This is a genomic window from Streptomyces sp. NPDC012888, from assembly GCF_042900645.1.
Classification (GTDB): Bacteria; Actinomycetota; Actinomycetes; order Streptomycetales; family Streptomycetaceae; genus Streptomyces.
On sequence record NZ_JBIBBM010000007.1, the window covers coordinates 186,628 to 210,099 of the forward strand.

Consider the following 23,472-nt stretch of genomic DNA (forward strand, 5'->3'; position numbering starts at 1 on the left):
CGCACCGGCCGGCCGCCGCCCGTCGCGGCGGCCCCCGGTGCGGGTCTCCGCTCAAACCGCCTCCGCCCGGCGGGCCGTGACGAGGTAGTAGTCGAGGATCCGCCGCCGGTACGCGGTCAGGAAGTTGCGCGGCCAGGTGCCGTCCGCCCACAGCCGGGCCAGCCACCTGTCCCACCCCGCCCACACCGCCTCGCCGACCGGTACCGCCCGCACCGCGCCGAGCCCCGCCGCCTCCAGCGCGCCCGTCAGGGCCGCCACCGGCCACGCGATGTCCAGGCCGGTGGCGTACGTGGGCAGCAGCCCCGCCAGCTCGGCCGCACGCCCGGGAGCGTCGTCCACGGTGAAGAAGCTGGCCACCGCGACCCGGCCGCCGGGCCGCACCACCCGGGCAGCCTCCGCCGCGAACGCCACCAGGTCGGGGAAGTGCTGGGCGGCCTCCACGCTCACCACCACGTCGAACTCCCCCTCGCCGAACGGCATGTCCCCCGCCGCGCCCCGCACGAACCGCAGCCGCCCCGGCTGCCCGGCCAGCAGCCCCCGGTGCGCCGCGCGGGCCCGTTCCAGCTGCTGCGGGTGGATGTCCATGCCCGTCACGGCGGCGGGCCCGAACTCCTCCAGGGCCAGCGCGCACCCCATGCCCAGCCCGCACCCGACCTCCAGCACCCGCGCCCCGCCCAGCGGCCCGCCCGCGCCCAGCACCTGTCGGTAGAGGTCCTGCTGGCTGCGCACCCGTTCCCGCTCACCGAGCGGGGTGTCCGCCCCGACCCCCTGCCACCACCCGAAGTTGATGAACCCGCCCGCGAAGACCGCCTCCGCGCTCAGGTCCGCCGGCCCGTACGTCTCCGCCACCGCGGGACGCATCTCCGGCCCGGCCCCCTGAAGGCCACCGTCCGCCATGCCCCACACCTCCGGCCGTCAGAAAAACGGAAACCACGCGCGACGATTCTCGCGGCGGCGACCGCCGCTGGGAGGGAACTCCGCCCGATCAGCCCCCCGGCCGTCGCGGCCGGAGGACCACCACCGGGGTGGCGGCGGGGCGCATCGCCGCGTACGCGTCGAGGTCAGGGGCGAGCTCGCGCCAGCGCGCCGAAGCCCGCCCCGGCTCCGCGCGGGCCGGCGGGCGTACCGGGGGCCTCCCGCGCGCACCGGGCGCGACCGCTGTCGTTAGGGTGCGGGCATGACGACCTCGCCGGATCCTCACGGACTGCTGTACGGATGCATGGGGCTGGGCGGCGAGTGGGACGACACCCCCTACGGCTCCGCCGACGTCGCCCGGGCCGAGGCTGCCGTCGCCGCCGCGCTCGACAGCGGCATCACCGTCTTCGACCACGCCGACATCTACCGCCACGGCAAGTCCGAGGCGGTCTTCGGCGAGGTCCTGGCCCGGGCCCCCGGCCTGCGGGAGCGCGTCGTCATCCAGACCAAGTGCGGGATCCGCCTCGGCGACGGGGTCCGGCCCGGCATCTACGACCTGCGCGGGGCGAGCATCCTGCGCCGGGTGGAGGAGTCCCTGGAACGGCTCCGCACGGACGTGATCGACGTGCTGCTGCTGCACCGGCCCGACCCGCTGGCCGACCCCGAGGAAGTGGCCGCCGCGCTGACCTCGCTGCACCGGCAGGGCCTGGTACGCGGCTTCGGCGTGTCCAACATGGGCGCCCCGCAGATCGCGGAGCTCCAGGCCTGCCTGGAGCTGCCCCTGGTCGCCAACCAGCTGGAGATGAGCCTGGCCCGGCGGGACTGGCTGGAAGCCGGCGTCCTCGTCAACACGGCGGCCGCCACCGGCAACGGCTTCCCCGCCGGGACCGTGGAGCACTGCCGCAGGAACGGGCTGCGCCTCCAGGCCTGGGGCGCGCTGGCGCAGGGCCGTTACACGGGCCGGCCGCAGAGCCCGGAGGACGAGCGCACCGCGCGGCTCCTCGCGACGCTGGCCGGGGCCAAGGGCACCACCCCGGAGACCGTCCTGCTGTGGTGGCTGCGACGGCACCCGGCCCGCATCGCCCCGGTCGTGGGCAGCACCCGGCCCGAACGCATCCGCGCCTGCGCCGACGCCGCGCGGCGGGAACCGGAGCTGAGCCACGAGGAGTGGTACGACCTGTGGCTCACCGCCCGCGGCGCCCCGCTGCCCTGACCGGCCGCGGACCGGAGCCCGGCCGGGGACCGGAGCCCGCCCGCGGACCGGAGCCCGGCCGGGGACCGGAGCCCGCCCGGCGGTCAGGACGCTCCGCCGCCCGCGCCGCCCTCGACCACCCGCCGCGCCGCCTCGCTCTCCGCGGCGGCGGGCGACAGCTCGTCCAGCGTGTCGAGGTCCACGTCCCGCTCCAGCTCGGCCTCCCAGGCGGCGGCGAGCCGCTCCTGCTGTTCGTGCGGCCGGCCGCTGACCTCCTGGCGGTGCTCGGGGCTGAGCGCGTTGAGGAACCGGGTGAGGCTGTCCGTCTGCATGCGTTCTCCCTGCTGGCGAGGCGCGGGCCGGCCGGGGCCGGCCCGCCCGGTGGCGCTCCGGTGGGACACCAGACTGGCCGATCCCGGCCCGCCCACCGGTCAGGCGCGCGCACGCGGACACCCGGCCGGCGAGGGCCGGACGGCCGATCGAGGAATCGTTTCCTCGTGGCGGGACGGGTGGTGTCGGCCCGGCGGCGCGGCCCGGTGACCCGCGGGCGGCTATGCATGGGTCCGACCCCTCGGAACGAAACGAAAGGACCTCCCCATGATCCTCAACGGCGCGGACGGGCTCCTCACCGGCGTGATCGGCGCGCTCCTGCACCTCGTCGGCAGCGTCGTCGCCGCACTCCTCTGACGCCGCCCGGGCCGGCGCCGCTCAGCCGCTCAGCGGCAGGGCGACGTCACAGGCCGGGTCGGTTTCGCCCAGCCCGGCCCAGTCCGCGAAGTACACCTCGCGGGGGGCCACGCCCGGCGACCGGCCCTCGGCCTGCGCCCGGACGCAGACCGCGTCGTACGCCGACAGGATCTGCGGACAGGCCGTCTGGGCCCGGGTGACGCGCACGTACGCCTCCACCCGGGCCCCAGGGGCGGGTCAGCCGGCCGGGACCGTGGCCGTCGGGACGTTCCAGCCGGTGATCCGCAGCCGCGGCACCGAGCCGCGCAGGTCGGCCGTCCGGTACGTCGCCGTCAGGGTCGCCGACTCGCCAGGCCACAGGCTGACCTGATTGTCGCTCCACCGGACGGGCAGGACCGGATCGCCCTCCGCCGTGACCAGGTGGACGTCGGTGAGGAGGGCGGGGGTGTTCCCGGAGCCCGCGTTGCGCACCGTCACCGTCGTCGTGGAGGTCCCCGCCTCCGGCCCCGCGCCGGCCCGGACGGTGGACGCGGTCGCGGTGACCGCCGCCCGCGGCATCGAGTTCAGGCCGCGCAGGTCGGCGTAGGAGGTGGTGGGCGTGTGGTACCAGTCGGAGTCCGTGTAGTCGAGGACGTCGGCCTTGGTGGACAGCCAGTACACGTTGCGGCTCACCTCCCGTCCCGCGGAGTCGGTCAGCAGCAGCCGGGCCAGGTAGGTGGGGGAGAGGTCGTCGACGGAGGCGGGCAGGGTCAGCGCGGTGGTGTTCGCGCCGCCGCCCGCCACGGTCAGACCGGACACCGTGCGGTCGTACCGTCGGGTGCCGTCCGTGCCGAACAGCGTCACCCGTACCGTCAGCCCCTTGGCCGCAGCGGTCCGGTTGTTGACGACCGCCACCGAGCGGTCCTCGTACCCGTACTGGACGTGCAGGGGCTCGTTGGCCTTCTTCGCGCCGAAGTAGGCCCCGCCCTGGTCGAGGTAGCGGTCCACCAGCTGCCAGTGCAGCGAGGTCCAACCGCTGTTGAACATCCAGTAGATGACGCCGGTCGACGGCCGGGAGGCGTCCTTCGCGTGCCGCGCGTACGCCTCGAACTGGGCGCGCACGTTCTCGTACTGGGCGAGCTGGGCCTTGCGCACGTAGTCCTCCAGGCCGGTCGGCGGCCCGTAGCGGGCGGCCAGCGCGGCGTGGTACAGCCGCAGCGTGGAGAAGACGGCCGAGGGGGAGCGGTGGTACTGGGTGGCGGACGGGTTCCGCCACAGGGTCTCCAGCTCGGCCGGGGTCATCATGCGGCGCAGCGTGTCCAGGGTCGGTACGTCCGGCCCGGCGCTGGTCTCGGAGTTGAACCCCGTGGCGCCGCCCTCCCGCTTGACGTACCAGTAGCGGGGCGGGACCCAGTCGTAGGGGCCGGTCATCTTCATGCCGGAGGCGCCCGTGATCGGCGAGGACCGGTGGGAGGCGGAGGGGACCACCGGGTTCGGCCAGTCCGCCGCCGCCAGCGCGTCCAGGTAGCCCTGCTCGATCCGCCGGTCCGGCGCGAAGTCGCTGCCGATCAGGAACGAGACCACGCTGGGGTGGTGCCGCAGCCGGGCGGCCTCGGCGGCCATCGAGGCCTTCGCGACGGCGTAGTCGGAGCTGTTCCACCGCTCCCCGGCCTCGCTGCCGTTGACCTGCCCCTCCCACTTGTCGCAGCACTCCCAGCCGGGGAGGGTCAGGATCCCGTACCGGTCGGTGAGGTCGAAGAACTCGTCCGGCTCGATGTGCCCTTCCAGGCGCAGGGCGTTGAGGCCCAGGTCGAGGGCGTACGCCAGCCGGTCCTCCACGTAGACGGGGTCCCAGCGGAGGAACTCGTCCGGGGACCAGCCGGCGCCCTTGATCAGCAGCGGACGGCCGTTGACGACGTACTGCCGGGCCCCGTCGGCGTTCAGCGGGGCGCGGACGTCCCGGATCCCGAAGGACTGGTGGGCCGTGTCGGAGGCCGTTCCGCCCACCGACGCGGTCACGTCCAGGTCGTACAGGGGCTGCCCGCCCATCCCGGCGGGCCACCACACCCGGGGCGAGCGCAGCGTCAGGGCGGGGTGGTCGGCGGGGGAGAGGACGACGTTCCTCGTCTCGCCCGGGGCCAGGGTGACGGACCGGGCGAAGGAGGCGGGGCCCGCCGTACCGGACACGGTGGTGGTGACCGTGGCGGAGGAGTCGTTGCGCACCCTGGCCTTGACGGTGAGACCGGCCGACGCCATCGAGGGCATGTCCAGCGCGGTCACCACGTGGGCGTCGCGCAGGGCGACCGGCCCGCCGCGGCGGACGACGACGTCGCGGACGATGCCCATGTTCTCGTCGGGCGGCGGCTGGAGCCAGTCGAGCCAGCCCATGGTGAGCTGCTTGCGCGGGTTGTTGGGGTGGATCCGGAACGCGACCGTGTTGGTTCCCGCCCGGACCAGCCCGGTCACGTCGAACTCGTGCCGGGTGTACGTGCCGGCGACGGTGTCCGCGTCGGCGAGGAGCCGGCCGTTGAGGTACACGTCGGCGGCCGAGACCACCCCGCTGAAGTCGAGGTACGTACGGGCGTCCGTGCCGGCGAGGGTGAAGTCCGCCCGGAACCACCAGGGCACGGTGAACGCGGAGGCCGGGATCTGCCGCTGGTTCACCGAGTGGAACGGGTCGGGGTACGCGCCGGCGGCGAGCAGCGCCGCGAGGACGGTGGACCGGGGGCCCGCCGGGTACCAGCCGGCCGTCGCGTAGCCCGGGCCGGACACCGCGGCGGCCGTGTCCCGGACCTTCGCCGTGGACTGGACGGCGAACCCGGCCAGCGCGGTGGCGCTGCCGGGGGCCGAGGGCACCGCGGTCGTCCGGGCCGCCGGAGCCGTCACCGTGCCGGGGGCGGGCGGCGGGCCCGGAGCGGCGCGGGTGGTGCCCGCGGCGAGCGCGAGGACCAGTCCGACGACGACCAGGACCGCGGCTCGCGCGGGTCGGAAGGTCTGGCAGCGCGACACGGGGCCTCCCGCGGGGACCGGAACGGGTTGCGAGTCTGCCACGCCGGACCCGGCCCTCCACGGCGACGGCTCCGGCACTACGCCCCGTTGGCCCACGCCGGGACCCGCCGGTTTCCCGTCTGGCGGAAACGGTTTTCCGCCAACGCCTATGGGCGGCCCCCGAGCTGGGAATGCTGACCTCGACCCCCGCCCCCGCGTGACACCGCGTCACGGCGTCCGCGGGCGGGCCTTCCGCCAGTCGCCTCGGGAGGTAACACGCCATGCGCTCAGGACCCACCGCCCGGCCCGCACCCAGCCGCCGCGACCTCCTCACCGGCCTCGGTCTGGCCGCCGCCGCCCCGCTCGTCCTCGGCACCACCCCCCGCACCACCTCCCACACCACCCCCCACACCACATCCCGCACCGCCCGCCACAGCGACCCCGACGGCCGGTCCGCGTTCCCGGCCGGCCGGCCCGTCCTGCTCCGCGGGGCGGCCCTGGTCCTCACCATGGACCCCGCCCTCGGCGCCGGCGACGTCGGCGCCGTCGAGCACGCAGACGTCCTGATGCGCGACGGCGCGATCGCCGCCGTCGGGCGCGGCCTCCCCGCGCCGCTCGGCACCCGCGTCCTGGAAGCGGCCGGCAAGCTGGTCATGCCGGGCTTCGTGGACACCCACACCCACCTGTGGCAGGCCTCCGTCCGCGGCGGGTGCACCGACCGGGACCTCTTCGGCTGGTTCGCCGGCTGCACCGCCCCCCAGCGCGGCCGGCTGACCCCGCAGGCCGTGTACAGCTTCGTCCGTCTCGCGGCCCTCGACGCCGTCCAGTCGGGCGTGACCACGCTCGTCGACTGGGTGGACATCTTCGCCCACGAACTCGTCGCCGGCTACGTACGGGCGCTGGCCGACACCCGGGTGCGGTTCACGTACGCGATGTTCCCGCCCGGGCCCGGCACCGCCGCCGTCGCCAGGGTAAAGGAGGAACTCGTCGACCCGGTGCCCCTCGGCTCCTTCCAGGTCGCCACCCACGCGGCCCGGGCCCACCAGGACCTCAACCGGTCCCACTGGCAGGCCGCGCAGGACCTGGACGTCATGCTCAACAGCCACGTCCTGGAACGTCCCGAGCAGCGCGCCGACGACCCCCTCGGCGTCCTCGCCGACATCGGGGCGCTGGGCCCGAGGCTGCTCGTCAACCACGCCGTCCACCTCACCGACGACGAGATCGCGGCCCTCGCCGCACACGACGTCCGCGCGGCACACTGCCCGCTCAGCAACATGCGGCTGGCCTCCGGCATCATGCGGCTGTCCGCATTCAGACGCAGAGGCGTCAAGACCGGGCTCGGGCTGGACGGCGGAACCAACGACACCTCGGACTTCCACGCGCTGATGAAGGCGGCGATCGGCCTGCAGCGGGCCCGTGCCACCGACGCCACCGTCTTCCCCCAGGTGCAGGACGTCCTGCGCATGGCCACCCTGGGCGGCGCCGAGGTCCTCGGGCTCGACGACCGGATCGGGTCGCTCAGCCCCGGCAAGCGGGCCGACCTCATCGTCGTCGACCCGGCCGCACTCAACTTCGCCCCCCGCTTCGACTGGATCGGCCAGCTCGTCTACAACGGACGCCCGGAGAACGTCGACGCGGTCTTCGTCGACGGCAGACCGCTGAAGCTCGACGGCCGCCTCGTCGACGTGGACCCCGACCGCGTGGTCCGGGAGGCCGAGGCGGCCGCCACCCGCCTGCGCCGCGCCGTCTAGCGGCCGGCGGACGGGCGGTGGCCGCAAGGGCGGCGGCCGCCCGTGCGGCCGGCCCGGGGCCCGCGCCCTCAGGTCCGCGGCTCGCGGCCCGCCGGCTGGCGGGGTTCGGGGGCCTCGGCCGCGGGCGGCACCGGGAGTTCGGACGGGTCGTCCGCGGCCAGCGGCGCGGGGCGGCCGTGGTGCAGCACCGTGAGCGGCGCTCCTTCGAGGAGCGTGTAGCGGGCCGTGGTCCGGCCGATGTCGACGCGGATCCGGCGGCCCCGCAGCCGGACGGTGAACGCCAGCCTGGTCAGGGAGGGCGGCAGCCGCGGCGCGAACCGCACCACGGCGGCTTCCTCCTCCCGAGGCGCCCCGTCCTCCCGAGGCCCCCCGTCCGGCCCGGCCCGCCGCTGGCGCCGGCGCAGCCCGCCGAGGCCCTCCACCAGCGCGGTCCAGGTGCCGGCCAGGGAGGCCATGTGGAGGCCGTCGCGGGTGTTGTGCTCGAGGTCGTCCAGGTCCATCAGCGCCGCCTCGCGGGTGTACGCCCAGGCGAGCCGGAGGTGGCCGGTCTCGGCGGCGAGCACCGCCTGGCAGCAGGCCGAGAGGGAGGAGTCCCGGACGGTGAGCGGCTCGTAGTACGCGAAGTTGCGGGCCTTCTCCTCGGCGGTGAACTCGTCCGGACAGGTGATCATGGCCAGCACCAGGTCGGCCTGCTTGACCACCTGCTTGCGGTACAGGTCGAAGTACGGGAAGTGCAGCAGCAGCGGGTACTGGTCCTCCGCCGTGCCCGCGAAGTCCCACGGTTCCTGCTCGGTGAACCCGGCGGCCTGCTCGTGCACGCCCAGCCGCGGGTTGCGGGGGACGGCGATCCGGGCCGCGGCGTCCCGCCAGTCCGCCGCCTCCGCGGCGCCGGAGCCGAGCTCCCGCGCCCGGTCCGGGTGGCGCTCCACCGCGTCCGCCGCGGCGAGCAGGTTCTGGCGGGCCATCAGGTTGGTGTACAGGTTGTCCCGGGCGATCGCGCTGTACTCGTCGGGGCCGGTGACCCCGTCGATGTGGAACACGCCCTCCGCGTCCAGGTGGCCCAGGGAGCGCCACAGCCTCGCGGTGTGCACCAGCAGGTCGAGTCCGGGCCCCCGGTGGAACTCCGAGTCGCCGGTGGCGTCGACGTACCGCTCCGCGGCCGCCGCGATGTCGGCGTTGACGTGGAAGGCGACGGTGCCGGCCGGCCAGTACGCCGAGCACTCGGGACCGCTGATGGTGCGCCAGGGGAACGCCGCGCCCCGCAGGCCCAGCTGGCGGGCCCGCTCCAGCGCGCTGGGCAGGGTGGAGTGCCGCCACCTGAGCACGGGCGCGACGGCCGACGGCGCGGTGTGGGTGAGGACCGACAGCACGAAGGACTCGGTGTCCCAGAACGCGTGCCCGTCGTAGCCGGTGCCGGTCAGCCCCTTGGCCGGGATGGCCCGCTCCTCGGCCCGCGCGGCCGCCTGGAACACGTGGAAGAGGGCGAACCGCACGGCCTGCTGGACCTGTTCGTCGCCCTCCACCTCGACGTCGGCGCTGGACCAGAACTCGTCCAGGCAGGCGCGCTGCGCGTCGAGCAGCCCCTGCCAGCCGGTGCTGCGGGCCGCCGCGAGACCGCCCTCCACCTGGTCCCGCAGCGCCGGCAGGGAACGCACCCCCGACCAGCCGTGGCTGACGAACTTCACCAGACCGAGCCGCTCGCCGGGCGCCAGCGTGGCGGTGACGGTCAGCCGGGCCACGTCGGGCTCGCTCTCCGCGGCGTACGTGGTGCCCTCGGGCCCGTCGACGAAGTGGTCGGCGGCCACCGCGACCCGCTGCCGGCTGTTGCCGGTGCGGTGGACCAGGCGCAGCCGGGTGCCGTGCGCGTGGTGCTCCTCCGGCACGAGCGGCGAGTCGATGACGGCGGCCACCCGAGGGTCGCCCGCCGCCACGGGCAGCGCCTCGTTGGCGACGAGCTCCGACTGGACGGCGATGGTGGCCGGTCCGTCCACCGCCTCGACCGTGTAAGCGACGGCGGCGACGGCGCGCTGCGCGAGGGAGACCAGCCGGTGCGAGACCAGGCGCACGGTCCGCCCCGACGGCGTGGTCCACTCGGCGGTCCGGCTCAGCACCCCGGTCCTGAAGTCCAGCACCCGCTCGTGCGCGGTGAGTTCGCCGTAGCGCAGGTCGAAGGGGTGGTCGTCGACGAGCAGCCTGATGACCTTGCCGTCGGTGACGTTGATGGCCGTCTGCCCGGACTCCGGATATCCGTAGCCGGCCTCCGCGTACGGCAGCGGGTGCGTCTCGTGCACGCCGTTGAGGTAGGAGCCCGGGAGGCCGTGCGGTTCGCCCTCGTCGAGGTTGCCCCGCCAGCCGAGGTGCCCGTTGGACAGGGCGAACACGGACTCGCTCTGGGCGAGGACGTCCAGGTCGAGTTCGGTCTCCCGCAGCTCCCACGGGGCGGTGGCGTAACACTCGTGAGTGATCATCGCTGGTCCAGGAGTTCGGAGAGGTCGTTGACCACCACGTCGGCCCCGTGCTCGCGCAGCGCGTCAGCCTGGCCGACCCGGTCCACGCCGACGACGCAGCCGAACCCGCCGGCCCGGCCGGCCGCGACACCGGCCAGGGCGTCCTCGAACACCGCCGCGCCGCCCGGGTCCACGCCGAACAGGCGAGCCGCGGCCAGGTAGCTGTCGGCGGCGGGTTTGCCCCGCAGGTGCTGCTCGGCGATGGTGACGCCGTCGACCCGCGCCTCGAAGAGGTCCTCGATGCCGGCCGCGGCCAGGACGTCGCGGCAGTTGGCGCTGGAGGAGACCACGGCGCGGTGCAGTCCGGCCGCGCGGGCCGCCCGGACGTACGCCACCGAGCCCTCGTAGGCCTCCACGCCCTGTTCCCGGATCATCCGCAGCACCAGGTCGTTCTTCCGGTCGCCCAGTCCGCGGACCGTCTCCCGGTCGGGGTCGTCCCCGGCCTCGCCCTCGGGCAGGGTGATGCCGCGGGAGGCGAGGAAGGTCCGTACGCCGTCCTCACGGGGGCGGCCGTCCACGTACTCGTCGTAGTCGCGCACGGCGTCGAAGGGCACGAAGGCCGAACCCTCGTGCCCGGCACGGTCCCGCAGGTAGTCGTCGAACATCTGCTTCCAGGCGGCCGCGTGGACCTTCGCGGTCCGGGTGAGCACGCCGTCGAGGTCGAACAGACACGTGCTGACGTGTTCGGGGAGTCCCAGCATGCCGTCGAGGCTAGGCCGTCCCGCCCGCATCGTGCCCGACCCACGCCGCCCGCTGCGTCAGCCGCGGTCGGGCAGGTGCCACCGGTAGGGGGCGACCAGCTCCCCGATGCCGTCCGGGCCCCAGGACCCGGGTGCGTACGGCCGTACCGGCGGAGGGGCTTCGAGCAGCGGGGCCGACACCTCCCACAGGCGCTCGATGCCGTCCGACCGCGTGAACAGCGACTGGTCGCCGAGCATCGCCTGCAGGATCAGGTGCTCGTACGCCTCCAGCGCGTTGTCGGCGGTGAACGAGCCGTCGTAGTCGAACACCATGCCGACCTCGGCCAGCCGCATCGACGGCCCCGGCTCCTTGGCGAGGAAACGGGCGGTGACGGAGCCCGGGTCGGCGAAGTCGACGACGAGTTCGTTGCCGCGGCCGTCGGCCGCCGCCCGCGCGTCGAAGGGGAACATCCGCAGTACCGGCTCGCGCAGGCCCAGGGTGACCACGTGCCGGCCCTCCGCCAGGGCCTTGCCCGAACGCAGGTGGAACGGCACCCCGGCCCAGCGCCAGTTGTCGACCTCCACGCGCAGTGCGACGAAGGTCTCGGTGTCCGAGGCCGGATCGACCCCGGCCTCGGCGCGGTAGCCGGTGTACTGCCCGCGGACCACGTGCGCCGGGTCCAGCGGCCGCATGCTGCGGAACACCTTGACCTGCTCGTCCCGCAGCGACTGCGCGTCGAAGGCGACCGGCGGCTCCATGGCGACGAAGCCGAGCAGCTGGAACAGGTGGGTGACCACCATGTCGCGGAAGGTCCCGGTGCCCTCGAAGAAGTGGGCGCGGCCCTGGATGTCGATCCGTTCGGGCACGTCGATCTGCACGTGGCTGATGTGCTGGCGGTTCCACAGCGGCTCGAAGAGACCGTTGGCGAAGCGGAGGGCGAGGATGTTGTCCACGGCCTCCTTGCCGAGGAAGTGGTCGATGCGGAACACCCGGGACTCGTCGAAGACGGCGTGGACCGCCGCGTTGAGCGCCCGGGCGGACTCCAGGTCGGTGCCGAACGGCTTCTCCACGATCACCCGGGCGTCCCGCGCCAGGCCCGTCCTGCCGAGCAGCGCGACGACCGACGGGAACGCGACGGGCGGGACGGCGAGGTGGAACAGCCGCCGGGGCGAGCCGCCGATGACGCGCTCGGCCTCGCGCACCGCCTCCAGCAGCGGCTCGGGGGCGTCGTCGTCGGCGGCACCGAAGGTCAGCGCGGCCTCGAACTCCTCCCAGGCGCGGCCTTCGGGGCGTGAGCGGCCGAACTCCTCCACGGCCCGCCGCGCGTGCGCGCGGAACCCCGCGTCGTCGAGCGCCTCGGCCGCGGGGGCGGTGCCGACGATCCGGTAGCGCTTCGGCATCAGGCCGGCCGTGGCCAGGTGGAACAGTCCCGGCAGCAGTTTGCGCCGGGCCAGGTCACCCGTCGCGCCGACGAGCACCACGACGTGGTCGTCGGGGGAGGGCTGGACGGGCTGAACCTGCTGAACCTGCTGAACCGGCTGGGCGGGCGGGTCGGGCTGGGCCATGGCCCCCACTCTGCGCGTCCGCCCCGGCCCCGGCACCCGGGAGGCCGCCAGCCGGGTCACCCGCCCGCGGCGGAGCGCACCGGCCGGCGGCCCCTGGCCCGGCCTGACGGAATCGACCGTTCCTCGACGCGAGTGCGTGATCTTGCTCGTAGGCTGTCGGGGTGACTGCCGATTCATCCGCCGAACGCTACGGCGACGTGTTGTTCTCCTCCGGCCGGCAGGGAGAACGGAAACGGCTCGACGGGCTGGCGAGCGCGCTGGACCCCGTCAGCCGGGAGGTCCTCCGCTCCCTCGGCGTGACCGACCGTCCGGGCCTTCGCTGCCTCGAGCTCGGTGCCGGTACCGGCACCGTCGGCGAGTGGCTGGCCCGGACGGCCGGCGCGCACGTGACCGCCGTCGACCGCGACCCCGTGTTCCTCACTGCCCGCCCCGGCGAGTTCGACGTGGTCCGCGCCGACCTCGCCGCCCCGGGGTTCCGGCCCGGCCGCTTCGACCTGGTGCACGCCAGGCTGGTGGTCATGCACGTCCGGGAGCGGGAGGAACTGCTGCCGCGGCTCGCGGACTGGCTGCGGCCCGGCGGGCTGCTGGTCCTGTCCGACGCGACGGCGGTGCCCGAGGACGAGCTCCTGCACCCCGGCTACCGGCAGGTCGTGCTGGCCACGAACCGGATGATGGAGGAGGTGGTCGGCAGCGACCTCGGCATCGCCGACCGCTACGAGCGGATCTTCGCGGACCTCGGCCTCACCGGCATCGGCACCCGCCTCGACCACCCGCTGGTGGGCGCGGACCCCGGCTACACGGTCTTCGCCAGGGAGACCGTGAGGCAGGCCGGGGAGCATCTGGCCGGCCGGGGGATCACGCCGGAGACGCTGGCGGAGGTGCTCGACCACATGGCCCGGCCCGGTACCAGGGAGCGGTTCTTCGGCGTCCGGACCACCTGGGGCCGCAAGCCCTGAGCGGGCCGTCAGAACGCGAAGACGGCGTTGCCGTTCAGCGTCGCCGACATCGCGCACGCGTTGGAGAACGTGTGCTTCCAGGAGATCCGGCCGCCCTGCCAGACGCCCTCCGCGGTGACCGTGACGGGGTCGTAGTGCATCGGACAGGCGCGGTCCGGGTCCGGCGACGCCAGGAGCGCGTCGAGGGTCCCGGCGGTGGCGGCGAGGTCGGCGCAGGCCTCCTCAGGGGCGGGGTGCGTCCCCCGCGCGGTCGGCGCGCAGCTGAGGACGACCGCGCGGGAGACGGCGGCCGGGTCCTCGCCCGGGGAGACGGCGAGCACCACGGCGGAGGGTGCGTACAGGCCGGCGGGCTGCGCCTGGGCGGCGCCGGCGGAGCCGACGAGGGTCAGCAGGGCAGCGGCGGAGACGGCAGCGATGCGATGACGCACGACACAACTCTCTTTCGATCCGAAGGGATGAGGCGGCAATCACCTGCGATATGCCGCCTGGACACTTTCGAGTCTGTCGGGCGTGAAGGGCGTCCGCACATCCATCACCGATTTACAGACAACCCGTTCGATTATCGGTGCGCTCGGCGGTGTTCGGGCAGCTCAGCCGCGGGATGCGCGCTGCGCGCCTCCCTCCGGAACGGGCCCGGCGGCCCGGTACCCGGGTCAGCGGAAGCCCGGTGACCTGCTGCCGGCCCCGCGCGGTTCACCGGACGTCCATCCAGGTTGACCGGATCCGAGCGGCCCCGCGGCTCACCACTCCGGATGGACGTCGTGGCTGTCGTAGCGGACGCCGGACGAAGTGGTCCAGGGCCGGAAGCGCCCGGGGCCGGTGTGGTCGTGCGCGTACGTCACCGGTTCCCGGGTGTCGTCGGTGACGATCACCGCCCCCGCCTTCTGGGCGCTGCGCAGGGCGTGGGTCCAGTGCCGGCCGCGGCGGCCGGTGCGGTAGTCGGGGATCTTGCACTGGGACATCGGCGGTCACCACCTCGTCTGCCGTCTGCCGGGTGCCCGGACGGTGCCGGACAGCCGGTTATACCCACCCCCGCGCCCGTTCGAACACGCGAGCGGGGCGAGGTGATGGCCCAGCTCACGTCCGGCGCCCCTTTCACCGGGCCAGAGGGTCGACTACCGTCGTGCCACCCCGCAGCGGCCGCCCGCCCGGCCACGTGATCTGGAACCGCCGTGCCGAACCACCGAACCCTCCCCGCCGCAGTCGCCGCCGCCGTCATGGCCGCCCTGGCCGGCTGTGCCACCGGAGCCGGCACGGCCGGCGCCGACGGCAAACCCGCCGCCACCTCCTCCTCCAATGCCGGCCCGCTCTCCTCCGCCGGCCCGCTCTCCTCCGCGTCCGCCACCCCCGCCGGAACCACACCGTCCACCGCGACCCCGGCCGCCCCGCCGCCCGACAGCCGGGCACGAGACCTCCCCGCCCTGCTCACCATCCCCCGGATCGGCGTGCGGGACCTGCGGGTCGTCCCCTACGAGGGCACCACCGACGACCTCCCCGGCACCCGCATCCAGGACCGGGGCCTCGCCGCCAGCCCCTACGGCGACGCGGGCGGCGCCGGACCCGGCCGGACCGGCAACTACCTGGTCACCGCCCACCGGCTCTCCGCCGGCGGGCCGCTGCGCGACCTGCCCGCCCTGGACGACGGCGACCAGGTCCTCGTCAGGCACGGCGACACGGTGCACGAGTACCGGATCACCACCACCCGGAAGACCTCCTTCCGGTCCGAGCGCTCCCTCGCCGAGCAGCGGGCCGCGGTCCCCGGTGAGCCGGGGGCGGCACCGACCCGGGCGATGATCACGCTCTCCACCTGCGCGACGCCCGAGGACGACGCAGCCGGCAACTTCTGGCGCGACGACCGGGGCAATCCGGAGCACCGCATCGACAAGATAGGCGTCCTCGTCGCGTCCCGGCCCGCACCGCCCTCCCGGTAGCGCCCCGGCCCGCGGCGACGTAGACCTGGTGGCATGAGCGAGGAGAAGACCTCATGGCACCCGGGCGAGATCGTCCCGGCCAGCGGGATCTACGAGTGCGACTGCGGCGGCGAGCACCACTGGAGCACCGACGTGAAGGGGCACCGCTTCCCGCCGCTGCCGCCGGTCTGCCTGGGCGAGTACTGGTTCCTGAAGACCGAGACCCACCCCGAGGACACCCCCGGCTGACCGCCGGCCGCGCGGGCGGCCTCCGCGCACGGGCGGCCGCGGCACGCACCCGGCCGGCTCAGCGGGACGCGGCGTACGGGCGGTCCCGGCGGGCGTCCCGCAGCACCGACCCCCACCACAGCAGCTGGTCGAGCATCACCTTGGCCGCGCCCTCCGGCTCCTCCGGCTGAAGCAGCTCCCCCTCCGGCGAGAACTGGAGGTAGTAGCGGGGGAACGAGACGTAGTCGCGGACCGTGTGCGCCTGCAGCTCGTTGAAGACCTGCCGCAGCTGCTCGATCGCCAGCAGGCCACCGCTGGCCCCGCTGTATCCCACGAAGCCGACCGGCTTGGCCCGCCACTCCGCGTAGTGCCAGTCGATGGCGGCCTTCAGCGACGCCGGGAAGCTCCGGTTGTAGTCGGGGGTGACGACCACCACCGCGTCGGCGGCCTCCAGCCGCCGGGTCAGACCGGCCATCCCCGCCGGACGCGCCATGTCCGGATCCATGGCCGGAGGCACGGGCGGCAGCGCGAGCGGCAGGTCGGCCTCCGCCAGGTCGACCACGTCCACCGCGAACTCCCCGTGCTGCTCGGCCTGCGCGGCGAACCAGTTCGCCACCACGGGCCCGAAGCGCCCCTCCCGCACACTGCCGACGATCACTGCCAGATTCAGCCGTCCACTGGACATGCCGCTCCTCCGAGGGAAGTTGACGTTCTCCGCACCCCGTCCTCCCGGGGCCGCTCCCCAACCTGCCGGTCGCACCCGCTGCCAGGGAGACCGGGAGGAGAGTGGTAGTGGCAGGGCCACGATCCGCCCCCGCCCCCGGTGTTACGTTCGGCGGGTGAGCGACAACGAGCTGGGACTCTTCCTCCGCCTGCGACGCGAGGCCGTCACACCCTCCGAGGTGGGCCTGCCCGCCGGCCCCCGGCGACGCACCCCCGGGCTGCGGCGCGCGGAACTGGCGACGCTCGCCGGGGTCAGCGTCGAGTACGTCACCAGGCTCGAACAGGGACGGGACCGCAGGCCCTCGGCCCAGGTGCTGACGGCGCTGGCCGACGCCCTGCGCCTCGGCACCGCCGAACGCCTCCACCTCCACCGGCTCTCCAAGGGCGCCGACCCCGGCTTCAGCTGCACGGGTGCCGCCGGCCCGACCACCAGGGTCCGGCCCACCGTCCACGCCCTGCTCGACCGGCTGGAGCCCACGCCCGCCCTGGTGGTGAACCGGCTGAGCGAGATCCTCGCCTGCACGGACGGCTTCCGGCGGCTGGCCGAGCCGGTCGGGCTGCTCGACGGCAGCCGTCCCAGCCTCGCCCGGTTCGCCTTCACCGACCCGCGGGCCCGCACCGCCTACCCGGACTGGGACCGGGTCGCCGACGAGCAGGTCGCGGCGCTCAAGGTGGGTCCGGGCCAGGCCGACCCCCACGCCGCAGCCCTGATGGAGGAACTCGCCCTGGCCTGCGGGGCCGAGTTCACCGACCGGCTGGCCACCCTCCCGGGCCTGCCCCCGGCCCACGGCACCCTACGGCTCCTCCACCCCGCGGCGGGGGAACTACTGCTCACGTACGAGACCCTCGAGCTGCCCGCCGACGACGACCAGCGCCTCATCGTCCACCTGCCGGCGGACGCCGCCGCCTCCGCGGCACTCGACCGCCTCACCGGACGCCGCCCCGGCGCCCTGCGGGCCGTCTGAGGCACCGGGGAGGGGCCCGGTACCTCAGCCCAGGTTGGCGCCCTGGTGCCGGAGTTCACGCCGCACTTCGTCGGCCGGTACGTCGCGGGGCCGGACGCCCCCGGTGGCGGCGAGGGCCGCGCACACCCCGGCCGCCTGCCCGGTGGCCATCGAGATCGGCATCACCCGGTACGAGGAGTGCGCCACGTGGTCGCCGGAGATGCAGCGGCCGGCCACCAACAGCCGGTCCAGCCCGCGCGGCAGCAGGCAGCGCAGCGGGATGTCGTACGACTCCCCGCGCGGCACCCGCTTGAGCGTGGTGCCGCGACCGCTCGGGTTGTGGATGTCCACGGGGTAGGCGCCGCGGGCGACCGCGTCCTCGAACTTCCGGGCGCCCAACACGTCCCCGCCGGTCAGCTCGTACTCGCCGACGATCCTGCGGGTCTCCCGGACACCGACCTGCACGCCGCTCTGGACGACGTACGAGTCGGCGAACCCCGGCACCCGGCTGCGCAGGAACCGCGCGATCTGCGCCATCTGGCGGTGGGCGGCGAACTCCGCCCGCGTCAGGTCCCACACGCTGGTCCCCAACGCCTCGGTGACCCTCGTGGAGTTCACCGCGATCTCACCCGGGTTCGGGGTGGCGAAGAACAGCACGTCCTCGCGCGGCAGATCGAGCTCTCCGGCGTCCGTGGCCTCGCGGACCAGGTCCCACAGCCCGTGCACGCCCTTCCACTGGTCGGGGTGGGCGCGGGCGTAGCCGGTGAACTCCCCGTGGTCGAAACGGACCATCCGGAACATCAGCGTCATCGGCTGCGTCCAGCCGTCCTCGGGCCGGCCGAGCGCGAACCCCGCGCCGGCCGCGGCGGCGACGTCCCCGTCCCCGGTGCAGTCCACGACCACGTCGGCGTCGATGACGACCGGCCCCGACTTCGTCTCGAACACCACCCGGGCACCGTCCGGCACCGGCAGGTAACCGGAGGCGAAGGCGTGCAGCAGGGTGCGGACCTCGTGCGTGTCCAGCAGGTCGTACAGCACCAGCTTGAACAGCTCCGCGTCGAACGGCACCGTGTAGCCGGTCTCCACGGACGGCTGGATCGCCGCCCCCGCACGCACCAGCTGGTCGAGCAGCACCCACAGCACGCCGCCCACCACCGGCTCGCCCTCCCCGTGGTCGGGCGGCAGCAGCCGCGCGGCGTCCCCGCCGACGGCCTGCTTGACCTCGTTGTGGAAGCTCATCAGCGGCATGACCAACGCGGCGGTCGCGTTGCCGCCGAGGAAGCCGTACCGCTCCACCAGCATCACCTGCGCGCCCGCGTTGGCGGCCCCGAGGGCCGCCCCGATGCCGGCCGGCCCCCCTCCGACGACGAGGACCTGGGTCGAACCGGCGTGGAGGGCCCGGCGAGGCGGCAGTTCGACGCTCCGCGGTACCCGGGGAGGCAGCAGATGGGACACGATTCCTCCGAGGCGGGGGAGAAGCCGCTCGCGTTCAGCCGGCCAGGGACGCGGCCTGCGGAGCGGCACGGTCGGTGAGCGGGGCGGGGGCCTCCCGGTCGAGGAAGGCGACGAGGCGCCGGGCCGTCTCCGCCGCCCGCACCTGCATCGCCCCGGTCCGCCCGGCCATGTGGGCCACCCGGGCGGGACGTTCGTCCCACAGGCGGTCCACCTCCGCCAGCAGCGGGCCCGTGGCCTCCCGGACCACCCCGCGCAGCGCGGGCGCGCCGATCTGCTGGGCGAAGTCGAACACCTTGCCCGCGTAGGGCAGCGGCAGCGCGGGGATCCCGGCCAGCGCGGCGAAGATCAGGAAGTGCAGTCGCATGCCGATGGCCAGGTCCAGCTGCCGGACGATGTCCAGCACCTGCTGCGGCCCGTACCGGGCGTGCAGCACCCGGCACCGCTCGGCGGCGACCATCCGGGACACCACGGCGTGCGCGTGCCGGATGTCGTCACGCTCCATCGGCACGAACACGACGTGCGCGTCGAGCCGGTGCGCCAGGTAGTCGGCCATGGTCGCGAGGAGCTGGTGGTACCCCTCCTCGTCGAGGTGTTCGGCGGCCCGGCCGGGCTCCCGCACGCTCATCCCGATCAGCCGCACCCCCTCCGGCACCGCCTCGGCGCGCAGGAGCGCCGCCCCGCCCTCGCCCGGCCGCAGCAGCAGCGCGGGGTCGGCGGTGACGAACACCGGCCGGCTCACCCCGGCTTCCTCCAGCACCCGCCTCGACTCCTCGTCGCGGACGGTCACCTCGGCCGCGGCGGACAGCGTCTCGCGGGTCCACGCCAGGTCCACCTCGTCGGTGAGCGGTCCCGCGCCGACCGCGTACGTGAACACCGGGACGCCCAGCTCCTGCGCGGTGCGGACCAGGCGCAGGTAGCGCCGCGCCTCCGTGTCGTACAGGATGCCGCCCCCACCTACCACGAGGGCGGAGAGCCGGCCCAGGTGCTCGGCGATCCGCTCCCGGCACACGCCCTCCCATCCGGCCACCTCGACGTCCGGGAACGCGCCGCGGCTGTACTCGGGGTCCCGTGAGAACAGCAGCACCCGGACGTCGGGCCGGCCCGCTCTGATGCACCCCAGCATGGCGGTGAGGATCGCCTCGTCCCCGACGTTCCGGCCGCCGTAGGATCCCAGCACACCGATGGTCCTGCTGCCTCCACTGCCCATGTGCGGCCAGCCCTTCCGCGCCCTGTGGCCGTTCCCCGCCCCGGCCGGGGGCCGGGACGCACCCCACCACCATGGCAGCGGAGGGCGGCAGGCCGCATCTCGGACCGGCGCGCGCCCCGCCTCAGGGCCGGAAGTCGTAAAGGTGAACGCCGTGTTCGCCGCCGGCCGCCAGACCGTGCCCGTCGGGCAGCCAGGCGCACGCGGCCAGCGGGCCGTCGCCGCGCACGGCGGCCAGCGTGCGTCCGGCGCCCGGGTGCCAGACCCGCAGGGCGCCGTCCCGGCCGGCGGAGGCCAGCAGGCGCCCGGCCGGGGCGAACGCCACGCCCCCGACGGGCCCCGCGTGGCCCGTCAGCAGCCCGGCCCGCGTCCCGGCGGGAACGTCCCACAGCCGGATCCCGCCGTCGGCGTGCCCCGACGCCAGCAGCCGGCCGTCCGGCGAGACCGCCAGGCAGCCAACCGCCCCCGGACCGTCCTCCAGCGCGACCAGGGGCGCCGGGGACGCCGGGGACGCGGCGTCCCACAGCCGCACCCGCCCCCCTTCGCCGGCCGCGGCGAACCAGGACCCGCCGGGGGCGATCACCACGGCGGTGACCGGCCCGCAGCCACCCGGCAGGGTGACGCGGCAGTCCTCGGTGGCCGCGTCCCACACGGCCAGCGTGCCGTCCTGCCTCCCCCCGAGGACCCAGGAGCCGTCCGGGGAGACCGCGACGGCGGTGGCGGGCGACGGGCCGCGGCCGGACAGGGGCATCGGCGACTGGGGCGAGATGCGGTACCGGTCGCCCCTGCTGTTCTCGAAGGAACCGGCGCGGCAGAACCTGCCGTCGGACCGGGCTTCGGCCCACCACTGCCCGTCCGGCGCGTACGCCATGGCGAGCACGCCGGAGAAGTGCCGCTCGAGGCTGCGCGGGCGCGCCCCACCGGTGTCGAACCGTTCGGTTCCCCACGGTCCCCCAGCCGTCAGGATCCCGTCCGCCGCCACCGCCAGCACGTGCACCGGCTCACCCGTGCCGGTTTCCCTCCAGTCGTCCGCGGCGACGGACCCCGTGTGCCACAACCGGATCGTGAGGTCGCGGCTGGCGCTGGCGAGCCAGGAGCCGTCCGGCGCGGCGGCCAGGGCGGTCACGGGCGCCCGGTGGCCGGTCAGGTCGGCCGCCGGGCGGCCCGTCGTGACGCTCCAGACCCGCACGGTCCGCTTCGTCGCGAGGGCCACCCAGGCCCCGTCCGGTGCCACGGCCGCCGCTTCCCCCCACCCCACCCGGAACCGGCCGTCCCGGCCCGCCAGCCTCTCGCCGGTCGCGGTGTCCCACACGCCCACGTGATGGCCGCCGCTGCCGGCGGCCAGCCGCCGGCCGTCCCCGCTGATCCCGACCCAGACCGTGTCGCCTCCGCCGAGGGTCCTGCGGGGCCGGCCCGTCCCCGCGTCCCAGGTCCGCACCCCGGCCCCCTTCCCGGCCGTCGCCAGCCAGGTGCCGTCCGGGGCGATCGCCACCGACCGCACGGGGTCGCGGTGCCCCCTGAGGGTCACCCGCGAGTCCGCCGCCGCCACGTCCCACAGTCGTACGATCCGCCCGGTCGCCGCCGCCAGCCACGTCCCGTCCGGTGCGACCGCGAGCGCCGCGGCACCGTGCGGGTGGCCGGCGAGGACCGTCGTGCAGGTGGCGGACAGCACGTCCCACAGCCGCACCTCACGGTCCGTCGTCGCGCCGCTGGCGATCCACGTCCCGTCGGGGGAGACGGCCAGCGCCTTCACCGGCCCGCGGTGCCCGCTCAGCACGGCGGTGCAGTGGCCCGCCCGGACGTCCCAGAGCCGCACCTCACCGCGATCGTCGCCGGTCGCCAGCCACGTCCCGTCCGGGGCGACCGCCACCGCGTGCGGAACCGCCTCCAGGCCGACCAGCGTGCGCAGCAGTTCCGGCGAGGGCAGGTCCGGCGGCGCCCACCGGTTGACCAGCAGTGGCCGCGCCGAAGGGTCGGCCTGCCGGGCCGCGATCCCGGGGCTCCACCCGGGCAGCGGCGCCAGCCGCGCGTGCAGCACGTTGGCGAGCAGCCGGTCGGCGTCCCGCCCGTCCCCGCCCGGCCCGGGATCCACCGGCCCGAGCAGGTGTGCGATCCGCCCCAGGTCCCGGCCCCGTGCGGCCGCGCCGGGGCCAGGGATCCGGGCCAGGTCACGGGTGGGACCGGTCGGACCCCGCCGGCGCAGCCGCGCCTCCACCCAGCGGACGTCGCCGGCGACCCGCTCGGCCTCCGCGCCGCGGCCCGCGCCCCGCAGGTGGTCGACGAGGTGGTCGAGCAGGTAGCCCTCCGTGACCTCCCACCACGGCACGGGCCGGCCGGCCGCGGGGCGGGGCGGCGCCGACACGACGAGCAGCGCGCCGTGGAGCCCGGCCAGCCGCTCCGGGCCCACCTCCTCCCGCAGGTAGTCGCGCAGCACGTCGTGGATCGTGAGCCGGCCGCCCTCGCCCCCGCCGAGCGACACCAGGGACAGGCTGTCCAGCTGGGCGCACAGGGCCCGGCACGCGGCCTCGTCCAGGCCGCCGGTGCGCTGCCACAGCCGGGCCACGAGCGGCACCGGCACGGCCTCGTCCTCCGCGAACACCCCCAGCTCGGCGAGCCGGTCCGCGCCGCCGGGCACCAGCAGCAGCCGGGCCGCCTCCACGGTCGCGCGCACGGCCCGCGCCCGGCGTACCGGGTCGTCCAGGTCGAGGGCGTCGGCCGGCCCGTCCAGGGCCGCGGGCCCGCCCGCGCGCAGCGCCCGTACCGCCCGTTCGGCGACGGCCGCCGGGTCCGCCCCGGTCGCGACCTGGCCGGCGATCAGCCGGTTCGTCAGCCGCAGCAACAGCGCCCAGCGGCCGGTGGCCGCCAGCAGGTCCCGTACGGTGGTCGCGGGCAGCGGAGGCAGCTGCCAGGTCAGCACGGCGCGCGCCTGCGCCGGGGACATCCGGTCGACGCGCACGCGGGCACTGCCCGGCGGGAGCAGCGACGGCACCCGGGTGGTGACCAGCCGCACGCACCGTCCGCCGCCCCGCAGGAACGGCGCGAGCTGCTCGGCCTCCCACACGTCGTCCAGCACCAGCAGCGTCCGGGGCCGCTCGTCCAGCAGCCGCCCGAGGTGCGCCCCCGCCAGGTCGGGATCGTCGTAGGCGGTCTGGTCGCCGGTCAGGAAGCGGGTGACCTCGGCGACCTTCGCCGCGACCGCGGCCCGGCCGCGTACGTCCCGCCCGATGGACACCGTGAAGATCCGGTCACGGAAGTGCCGGCGTACGCGGGGGCTCGCGCACACCACGGCCGCGAGGGTCGTCTTGCCGAACCCGCCGGCCCCCTCCAGGGAGGTGGTGATGGCGACGGCCCGCCCGGCGGCACGCCGTCCCGCGCACACCGCGGCGGCCGCCCGGCCGCACTCCTCCCGGTCGACCACCCACTCCGGCACCGGCACGGGCGGGGGCGGCGGCGGGTCCCCGGCGGCCCCGGCGCCGGGCAGGCCCTGACGCCAGGCCGACACGACGGCGAGCACCACCGCCCAGGCCCCGAGGGCGGCCACCGACAGCCAGGCGTGCCGCCGCAGCAGGTCCAGGGGCCCCGGCCAGCGGTCCGCTGAGGTGGCGGCGTTCGCGGCGAGCGACACGAGCACGGCGACGGCCGCCGCGGCCCCGGCAGAACCCACCGCTCGCAGGCCGCGCACCCGCATGCCCCACCCCGCCCCGCTCGCCCCGCACGTGATCGCCGGCGCGGACGATACCGCCCGCCGCGCGGGGCCCGCAGCGCACTTCACCCCAAGGTGTGAACA

At 75.5% G+C, this 23,472-nt stretch carries 19 protein-coding genes; 6 read left to right on the forward strand and 13 right to left on the reverse strand.

The features are described 5' to 3' along the window. Positions 1–51: 51 nt before the first annotated feature. Positions 52–897, reverse strand: a complete 846-nt coding sequence (locus ACFY61_RS15110) for a class I SAM-dependent methyltransferase (protein WP_389471731.1) — start codon at positions 895–897, stop codon at positions 52–54. Between the two features lie 280 nt (positions 898–1,177). On the opposite strand from ACFY61_RS15110, the gene ACFY61_RS15115 reads away from it, so the two are divergent. Next, positions 1,178–2,128, forward strand: coding sequence for an aldo/keto reductase family oxidoreductase (locus ACFY61_RS15115; RefSeq protein WP_389471734.1), 951 nt, complete (start codon positions 1,178–1,180; stop codon positions 2,126–2,128). Positions 2,129–2,211: 83 nt separating this feature from the next. On the opposite strand, the gene ACFY61_RS15120 is transcribed toward ACFY61_RS15115, so the two are convergent. The 3 genes from ACFY61_RS15120 to ACFY61_RS15130 all read right to left on the reverse strand — a co-directional run bounded on the left by ACFY61_RS15120 (position 2,212) and on the right by ACFY61_RS15130 (position 5,782). Further along, a complete protein-coding gene (locus ACFY61_RS15120; protein WP_389471736.1) occupies positions 2,212–2,439 on the reverse strand; it encodes a hypothetical protein in 228 nt (75 codons plus the stop codon). A 376-nt stretch (positions 2,440–2,815) separates the two neighbouring features. Next, positions 2,816–3,001 carry a hypothetical protein gene (locus ACFY61_RS15125; RefSeq protein WP_389471738.1) on the reverse strand — a complete coding sequence of 62 codons (186 nt, stop codon included), beginning with the start codon at positions 2,999–3,001 and terminating at the stop codon, positions 2,816–2,818. Positions 3,002–3,031: 30 nt separating this feature from the next. After that, entirely contained in the window at positions 3,032–5,782 is a 2,751-nt protein-coding gene (locus ACFY61_RS15130) for an exo-beta-D-glucosaminidase (RefSeq protein WP_389471741.1), read from the reverse strand. A 260-nt stretch (positions 5,783–6,042) separates the two neighbouring features. Between ACFY61_RS15130 and ACFY61_RS15135 the strand changes: the two genes are divergently transcribed. After that, positions 6,043–7,512 carry an amidohydrolase family protein gene (locus tag ACFY61_RS15135; protein WP_389471744.1) on the forward strand — a complete coding sequence of 490 codons (1,470 nt, stop codon included), beginning with the start codon at positions 6,043–6,045 and terminating at the stop codon, positions 7,510–7,512. A gap of 68 nt (positions 7,513–7,580) precedes the next feature. On the opposite strand, the gene ACFY61_RS15140 is transcribed toward ACFY61_RS15135, so the two are convergent. Genes ACFY61_RS15140 through zwf form a run of 3 tightly spaced genes read right to left on the reverse strand, consistent with a single transcriptional unit; the run spans position 7,581 to position 12,265 of the window. Continuing rightward, positions 7,581–9,980 (reverse strand): glycoside hydrolase family 65 protein, encoded by a 2,400-nt coding sequence (locus ACFY61_RS15140; protein WP_389471747.1) that lies wholly within the window; start codon positions 9,978–9,980, stop codon positions 7,581–7,583. Further along, on the reverse strand, positions 9,977–10,720 hold the full coding sequence (locus ACFY61_RS15145; RefSeq protein ID WP_389471749.1) for a beta-phosphoglucomutase family hydrolase: 744 nt from the start codon (positions 10,718–10,720) through the stop codon (positions 9,977–9,979). The genes ACFY61_RS15140 and ACFY61_RS15145 overlap by 4 nt, the downstream gene beginning before the upstream one ends. Before the next feature lie 57 nt (positions 10,721–10,777). Next, complete coding sequence (zwf, locus tag ACFY61_RS15150) at positions 10,778–12,265, reverse strand: glucose-6-phosphate dehydrogenase (RefSeq protein ID WP_389471751.1); 1,488 nt, start codon at positions 12,263–12,265, stop codon at positions 10,778–10,780. Between the two features lie 161 nt (positions 12,266–12,426). Here zwf and ACFY61_RS15155 point away from each other — a divergent pair, with 161 nt between their 5' ends. Beyond that, positions 12,427–13,221, forward strand: coding sequence for a class I SAM-dependent methyltransferase (locus ACFY61_RS15155; RefSeq protein ID WP_389471753.1), 795 nt, complete (start codon positions 12,427–12,429; stop codon positions 13,219–13,221). Positions 13,222–13,229: 8 nt separating this feature from the next. On the opposite strand, the gene ACFY61_RS15160 is transcribed toward ACFY61_RS15155, so the two are convergent. Both ACFY61_RS15160 and ACFY61_RS15165 read right to left on the reverse strand, forming a co-directional pair. Further along, on the reverse strand, positions 13,230–13,649 hold the full coding sequence (locus tag ACFY61_RS15160; protein ID WP_389471755.1) for a subtilase-type protease inhibitor: 420 nt from the start codon (positions 13,647–13,649) through the stop codon (positions 13,230–13,232). A 312-nt stretch (positions 13,650–13,961) separates the two neighbouring features. After that, positions 13,962–14,183 carry a hypothetical protein gene (locus ACFY61_RS15165; protein WP_389471757.1) on the reverse strand — a complete coding sequence of 74 codons (222 nt, stop codon included), beginning with the start codon at positions 14,181–14,183 and terminating at the stop codon, positions 13,962–13,964. Positions 14,184–14,438: 255 nt separating this feature from the next. Here ACFY61_RS15165 and ACFY61_RS15170 point away from each other — a divergent pair, with 255 nt between their 5' ends. Beyond that, on the forward strand, positions 14,439–15,152 hold the full coding sequence (locus ACFY61_RS15170; protein WP_389472072.1) for a sortase domain-bontaining protein: 714 nt from the start codon (positions 14,439–14,441) through the stop codon (positions 15,150–15,152). 33 nt (positions 15,153–15,185) lie between these two features. Continuing rightward, positions 15,186–15,380, forward strand: a complete 195-nt coding sequence (locus tag ACFY61_RS15175) for a hypothetical protein (RefSeq protein WP_389471759.1) — start codon at positions 15,186–15,188, stop codon at positions 15,378–15,380. Between the two features lie 58 nt (positions 15,381–15,438). Here the strand turns inward: ACFY61_RS15175 and ACFY61_RS15180 are convergent, their stop codons facing one another. Further along, on the reverse strand, positions 15,439–16,044 hold the full coding sequence (locus ACFY61_RS15180; RefSeq protein WP_389471760.1) for an NADPH-dependent FMN reductase: 606 nt from the start codon (positions 16,042–16,044) through the stop codon (positions 15,439–15,441). Between the two features lie 154 nt (positions 16,045–16,198). Here ACFY61_RS15180 and ACFY61_RS15185 point away from each other — a divergent pair, with 154 nt between their 5' ends. Further along, a complete protein-coding gene (locus ACFY61_RS15185) occupies positions 16,199–17,047 on the forward strand; it encodes a helix-turn-helix domain-containing protein (RefSeq protein WP_389471761.1) in 849 nt (282 codons plus the stop codon). 24 nt (positions 17,048–17,071) lie between these two features. Here ACFY61_RS15185 and ACFY61_RS15190 read toward each other — a convergent pair whose 3' ends face one another. The 3 genes from ACFY61_RS15190 to ACFY61_RS15200 form a co-directional block, all read right to left on the reverse strand. After that, positions 17,072–18,481, reverse strand: coding sequence for an FAD-dependent oxidoreductase (locus ACFY61_RS15190; RefSeq protein ID WP_389471764.1), 1,410 nt, complete (start codon positions 18,479–18,481; stop codon positions 17,072–17,074). A 34-nt stretch (positions 18,482–18,515) separates the two neighbouring features. Further along, the gene (locus ACFY61_RS15195) at positions 18,516–19,658 is read right to left on the reverse strand and encodes a polysaccharide pyruvyl transferase family protein (RefSeq protein WP_389471765.1); all 1,143 of its coding nucleotides are present in this window, start codon (positions 19,656–19,658) and stop codon (positions 18,516–18,518) included. 151 nt (positions 19,659–19,809) lie between these two features. Continuing rightward, positions 19,810–23,349 carry an NB-ARC domain-containing protein gene (locus ACFY61_RS15200; protein ID WP_389471767.1) on the reverse strand — a complete coding sequence of 1,180 codons (3,540 nt, stop codon included), beginning with the start codon at positions 23,347–23,349 and terminating at the stop codon, positions 19,810–19,812. Between the last annotated feature and the right edge of the window lie 123 nt (positions 23,350–23,472).